The sequence below is a fragment of the Methylomarinum sp. Ch1-1 genome, from assembly GCF_030717995.2.
Classification (GTDB): Bacteria; Pseudomonadota; Gammaproteobacteria; order Methylococcales; family Methylomonadaceae; genus Methylomarinum; species Methylomarinum roseum.
Map to the genome: position 1 here is coordinate 239,562 of NZ_CP157744.1, position 6,362 is coordinate 245,923.

A 6,362-nucleotide genomic window follows, 5' to 3' on the forward strand; every position below is an offset into this window, starting at 1 on the left:
CGAACGCGGTGACGCAAGTAGGCTCCTGAGTGTCACTGAACACACGGGAATCCTCGTCTCTTTAGGGCGAGGAGGATGTCAAATATTGCTCCCGTAAACTGACCGCGGGAGCAAGCGGCTTAGTTAAACAAACTTTTAATTGTTTGTATCGAATTTAATCCTATCAATTAATAGAACGGTATCATAAATTGAGTCTCCAGCATCTTCCAGTTGGATTTCATACTCACCTTGACCGGCAGAAATTGGGACCTCCATGGATACTGATTTCCAACCAGTCCATCCCACTGTGCTATCTCCACCTGGAAAATCAATGCCGGAAATAGGGGAAAATTGAGCTGAATTAATAGTTTCATTAGCAAGTGTGGTTACGCTTCCATTTGGCGCTTTCAACTTAATAGTCAGAGAGTCATTGAATTGCGTGCCTACCCATTCCGGATATTCCTCGCTAATAAAGGCGTATTTAAAAGAAATCGGGATTGCTGAAACACCTTCTTGAACTTGAAATCTCTGAGTCAACGTTCCACTGGTTTGGGTGCCCGCAGGCCCGGTGCTCGCATACCCCATACGATCAAGATCCTGCGGGGTTATATCACCTAGATTGAGCACCGTTATTACAGTACCGTCATAATCCCAAAGTCTCATATTTTTATCTTCAAAGCTGCCGTCAAACACAGCTTCAAAAACATCTATTCGACCCGCTCCTACTTGCGCACCTGGCAATGGCTTTGCTGATTTTTTTAGTCTTTCCTCTACCTCTGAAGCCGTTAACTCTGGTGATCGCGCCCAAACAACAGAAGCTGCTCCAGCAACAATTGGCGATGCTTGTGATGTACCGTTTGCAAAAAAATAATCGTAATCAAAAATACATCTATTGCAAGTAAATTGCGCTGGAAAAGTGGACAAAATTTCTTCACCAGGTGCAGCAATATCTACCCAAGGCCCATATTGACTAAATGAAGCTCTTGCATCATTTGAATCAGTTGCAGCAACCGCTATCGCAGTTGGACATGCTGCTGGATAGTGCTTATCTATTCCTCCTGAATTACCAGAAGCAGCAACAACCATGCCGCCACTCGAAGTAATGTACTCGACCGCTTGACATACGGTCGTAATCGCAGCTTTCACTTCTTCCAAGCAGTTTCCTTCTGGAATAATGCCAAGACTTTCTTTTAATCCGCATAGTAACCCTGCTGACTTGGCGTCTGCTGTAAAACCACCACTGACATTAATGATTTTTGCGCCTGCCTCGGCAGAAAAAGTTATCCCATCAGCAAGAGCATTATAGTAAGGCGCATTCCCGAAGGCATTTAACACTCTCACTGCTAATATTTTGCTATTCCAGACTACTCCAGAAATGCCCAGGTTATTGTCTGTCTTTGCACCGATAATACCAGCAACATGAGTGCCGTGGCCATTTAGATCATCTGGAAGCATATCGCCATCAACAAAGTCTTTACCATTGATTATTTGACCGACTAAATCAGAATGATCAAGATCCACTCCTGAATCTACCACAGCAACGAGTTTATTTCCTCTAGCAATATACCAAGCCTCATCCACACGTATCTTAGACAAATAATACTGGTCTCCAAGATAAGGGTCTGAAGACGAGAGCGACTGAAGCATATTGCCGTAATATGTCAAATCTGCAGCTATAATTTCCGGATTTTCTTGTAAGTTAGCAACTATCCACACTAGCTCAGTTAAAGACCCAGGTGTGGTCAATAATTTGATTTGATAATCTCCAAAAAGTGGCCTTGAGCCTATGATTTCACCGCCTATGCCGGAAATTATTTGATCGATTTGCTCTTCAGTTGTACTGTCACCAACTTTAATATTGATGATATCTTTTGATACAGTAGGACCAAATGAGGTTGTAAAACCATTTTGTTCAATTTCATCTTCACTGATTATCTTGAATCCAACTGGATATTTTGTTAAACACAGTTTCCTGGGTTCGGATTCAGTTTCAATTCCATTGACTACTGCAACAGCTAAAATATTAAAGCAGTCACCAGAGCCTTTGCCATCAGTAGAAATGGTAAATTGACCGCTGAACACAAAATCATCTGCTTGAAGATCACCATTTAGGCCATTATCAGACAGTGAGTAAGTTGCCAAAGAATCTAAGTCGCGGACAAAAACATCGCTGATAAATTGCTGACCCTTCCCCGCAACACTAGCCGTAAGTAACACCGGTTCTGATGAGTTGACAGAAAGAGTGTTTGGGGAGGCTAAGGGAGAAAACACTTTTACTTCAGATTGAATGTCACTTGCAACTCTCACTTTGGCAAATGTTGTTGTTGCCTGACCTGTTTGAGCAATGGTTGCAGTCGTTATGATTGTGTATTCACCTTCCACTGATGGTGTAAGCTCTTGCGCTAACACCGTGCTAAACTTCGAAGATTTGGTATATGAGAGGCCGTTGATGTTAGGCGACGCGGAAAGTCCGTTATTTGGAGTAATTGTTTGAGAAACGTTAACGGTGTAAGAACTTCCACTTGGAGGAGCAAAGCCTAATGAGGTTGCAATATTTTTCTTTTTATTTAGGGCAAATGCTTGACTACTCGGTGATGTATCCAAGGTAACTGCTTCACTTGGACATGCATCAATTTCATCAACACTTCCATCACAATCATCATCGAAGTTATTTCCACAAATCTCAGTACCTTTAACCTGGAAATCAATTTCACCTGTCTGACCACCTGGATTTGTCGCAATAACCTTTGTCATGCCTGGATTAATCTCAGCAGGAATCACAAATAAGGCATCATGTCCTGTTGCCTCTAAAATTTCAGCGCCTGCCCCTGAAACTGAAATATCTAAATTCATGGCGCCAAAACCGTAGCCAGAAATTGTCACTTCTTCGCCGGGTGCGCCGCAAGCTGGCATAATCGATGAAACACTAGGTGGTCGAAAACCCTCTGCGAACACTTCATGTGGAAAACTGAACGATAGGGCAAAAACTCCATACCCCAACAATTTATAATATGAGTTTTTTGTACTCTTCATTATATCTCCTTTATTGTTTAGGCCGTAATCGGCTTTCTATGAACCCCAAAAAGCAGTATTGAGCAACTACAAAAGCCACAGCTTCTTAGGCAGCTTATTTTATATACTAGGATGAGATGTTGAACAATACAAATTTTAGGATAATTTACACCCTCCCTTCCCTGCTACTTTTTTGCTTGTTCCTGCAACTAGCGGACTCTTACCGCTTGACCCATTTCCAAGAAAATAAGCGCGGATGCTTATCGACCCGCCGGCGACGTTGCGTGTTCTGGTTAAAATCTTTCAAATTCGCATAAACACTTAATCTGCATGCATTAATGTGATTTAATAGTTATATGATACAACAGAAAGCGTACAAATTCCGATTCTACCCGACCTGCGATCAAATCGAGCAGTTGAGTCGTGAGTTTGGCCATGCGCGCTTTGTGTGGAATCATGCCCTGGCACTGCGGAGCAAAGCCTATCGGCGCCGAGGCGAATCGATCAATTATGTCGGCCTGTCGAAACATTTCACTCACCTGAAAAAGCAAACGGTTTTCGCCTGGTTAAAGGATGCTACCGCCTCCTGTCTGACGCAAAAGCTGATTGATCTGGACAAAGCCTTTAAAGGTTTTTTCAGGGCCAGGCCGATTATCCGCGGTTCAAGAAAAAACAGCACAGGCAAACCGTGCGTTACCAGCTGGACCAGCGCATAGTGGCGTCCCACTATCGGGCCGGTGAGTTTCTGAAGATGTGGGCGACAAACTACTCCTGCGTTTGCTGTATTCGCGGCGTCCTGCCGCTTAGCGACACACCCACAGGCAGCTTAACCGAATGGCTTCTAAATTACTTTTAAATTACAGGCAAATTATGTCGACATATGAACCTACTCGAACCAAAGCTACTGAACAGCGATATAACAAATTAGCGAATCAGTTGTTAATTCGATTTAACCGGCATAACGGTTATTCATGGATGGAAGACCCTATCGCAGTTTGTCACTGGTATGGCAATCAACGACACTTGTTTTCAAAATCCACTTGGCGACAATACCGTGCTGCCCTTCGATTCTATTTTGACAAAATGAACTTCCCTGATGCAGCTGCCGCGGTCAAGCAGCTTGATCTAAGTCCATGTCAAAGAAAGACTTTGAAAGGCCCCGGGCAAAAATTAAAAAAAGTTAACCGCCAGGATATGGATCAAATCATTAATGAGCTTGGCAATATGCATCGTAAAAGTGAGTACGATAGTGTTGTTATAACCTGGCTGTCTGCCGGTCTTTTGGTTGGTTTACGCCCTATTGAATGGAAGGATGCTCGCCTTGATGGAACTCGACTGATTATTCGTAATGCCAAAGCAACCAACAGTCGTGCTTGCGGTGAATACAGAGTTTTAGATCTTAAACATTTTGATCAAATTAATTTTTCAATGATCCAGGAAATGCTATCAATTATTGAGAATGTAAATAATTTCGATTCGTTTTACAAAATATGTTCCAATCATCTCTATCGAATTAATAAAGCAATTTGGTCTGGGAAGAAGCGGCGCATAACCCTGTACTCACCCCGACATCAATTTGCTGCAAATGCCAAATCAAGTGGTCTATCCAAAGTAGAAATTGCAGCATTAATGGGACATGCCTCAGATCAAACGGCCGGATTTCATTACGGTAGAAAAGCATCAGGAGACCGACTAATTGTGATCCCTGCTAACGAGGATAATATGAAGCATGTTCGACAAATTGCTTCTCATGAGATTTCATTTTCTAATGACAAAAGATCCGCTAATGATTCAAACAGTGTCTAACAAATTCAGTGTAACGGTTACACTACTTTTCTCGTCTATTCTACCCGCTATTATTTTGCTGGATAGTAGCGCCTTTTATTTGTGAGTATAAACTATGGATACTATTTTAAATTTTCCTTGGAACGCAATTGACCCTGCTAATATGGACTTACCTGATCTTAGTGAGGACGTATTAATTGCATGGGATAGCTCGACCGATGTACATCGCTCTACTTATCGCGGAGCAGTTTATCTTGCTAGGGACGAAGATAAAAATTTGGCTTGGTTTGATTCTGTATCGAACGATTTACTTTATCGCTTAACCGACGAGGACGCTCCAACACATTGGTCGTTATTCCCGGATGCGCCTCAGCCTATAGAATAAGTGGAGCTGATTTTTTTTCAATCGGAGCGGTCAATTAGAGCCTGTTACTACAAGATATAGTAGAAGATTTCAGGGTGTATTACAATATGTAGTGGACAGACGTTCTAACTGACTACTTCATTTTTTGATTACGACAGCATTAAATTGCCCCCCCGCTTATCAATTTCTTTCACCTATGACTTTATACGGCTAAATTTTTTTCTCAAAAAAAAATCCTTATACTTTTCAATTGGATACAGAGATTTTTCATATTATCCATATTTAATTTACAACTCTCATTTTTTTATGCTCTTTTCCCTAAATAGCTTTTACCCTTTGATTTTTCAAGGATTTTTCTAAGGTGTAAAAAATTGATAACGCATTAGCGCTGAGTGTGACCATTACGCTATTGTGATTCTGACATGTTTTATTGATTCAATTTGTGTGATTCGAACGGCTAGTGTAATGGTTACACTCGCGTCTATTGGTAGATCGAATTCCTAAGACAAAGCCTTTATAACTGAGTGTAATGATTACACTCATTGAAAAACTGCGATCCTAATTCCTATTTTGCCAAGCATTTTGCGCCTTCAGACCGTCAGTGTAATGGTTACACTCCCGTTTATTGATCGATCAAATTCTTAAACCAGAAAGCTTTTGTCGGTCAGTGTAATCATTACACTGACTAGCTTCTGCAACCATATATTTGCTACTTGCAGAGTGTATCAATCGATGAGTGTAATGATTACACTCATTAAAAAATTGCGATTCTATATCACTATTTGCCGAGCGATCTGTACTTTCAGAGCGTCAGTGTAATGGTTACACTCGCGTCTATTGGTCGATCAAATTCTTAAACCAGAAAGCTTTTGTCGGTCAGTGTAATCATTACACTGACTAACGGCTGAAACCATCAGAGTGTATCAATCGATGAGTGTAATGATTACACTCATTAAAAAATTGCGATTCTGTACCTTCAGACCGTCAGTGTAATGGTTACACTCGCGTCTATTGGTCGATCGAATTCCTAAGGTAAAGCCTTTATAGCTGAGTGTAATCATTACACTGACTAACGGCTGAAACCATATAGCTTCTATTCGCAGAGTGTATCAATCGATGAGTGTAATGATTACACTCATTAAAAAATTGCGATTCTATATCACTATTTGCCGAGCGATCTGTACTTTCAGAGCGTCAGTGTAATGGTTACACTCGCGTCTAT

At 41.4% G+C, this 6,362-nt stretch carries 4 protein-coding genes; 3 read left to right on the forward strand and 1 reads right to left on the reverse strand.

Translation table 11 applies throughout. The features are described 5' to 3' along the window. Positions 1–135: 135 nt before the first annotated feature. Positions 136–3,012 (reverse strand): S8 family serine peptidase, encoded by a 2,877-nt coding sequence (locus Q9L42_RS21370; RefSeq protein ID WP_305910466.1) that lies wholly within the window; start codon positions 3,010–3,012, stop codon positions 136–138. Between the two features lie 335 nt (positions 3,013–3,347). On the opposite strand from Q9L42_RS21370, the gene Q9L42_RS21375 reads away from it, so the two are divergent. The 3 genes from Q9L42_RS21375 to Q9L42_RS21385 all read left to right on the forward strand — a co-directional run bounded on the left by Q9L42_RS21375 (position 3,348) and on the right by Q9L42_RS21385 (position 5,161). Then, entirely contained in the window at positions 3,348–3,707 is a 360-nt protein-coding gene (locus tag Q9L42_RS21375; RefSeq protein ID WP_305910467.1) for a helix-turn-helix domain-containing protein, read from the forward strand. Between the two features lie 118 nt (positions 3,708–3,825). After that, a complete protein-coding gene (locus tag Q9L42_RS21380; protein WP_349432865.1) occupies positions 3,826–4,797 on the forward strand; it encodes a hypothetical protein in 972 nt (323 codons plus the stop codon). Between the two features lie 94 nt (positions 4,798–4,891). Further along, the gene (locus tag Q9L42_RS21385) at positions 4,892–5,161 is read left to right on the forward strand and encodes a hypothetical protein (RefSeq protein ID WP_305910469.1); all 270 of its coding nucleotides are present in this window, start codon (positions 4,892–4,894) and stop codon (positions 5,159–5,161) included. Positions 5,162–6,362: the final 1,201 nt, after the last annotated feature.

Bases quoted from the DNA above. Each gene is read 5' to 3' on its own strand.
- Q9L42_RS21370 (WP_305910466.1), bottom strand. From the start codon at position 3,012: ATGAAGAGTACAAAAAACTCATATTATAAATTGTTGGGGTATGGAGTT.
- Q9L42_RS21380 (WP_349432865.1), top strand. From the start codon at position 3,826: ATGGCTTCTAAATTACTTTTAAATTACAGGCAAATTATGTCGACATAT.
- Q9L42_RS21375 (WP_305910467.1), top strand. From the start codon at position 3,348: ATGATACAACAGAAAGCGTACAAATTCCGATTCTACCCGACCTGCGAT.
- Q9L42_RS21385 (WP_305910469.1), top strand. From the start codon at position 4,892: ATGGATACTATTTTAAATTTTCCTTGGAACGCAATTGACCCTGCTAAT.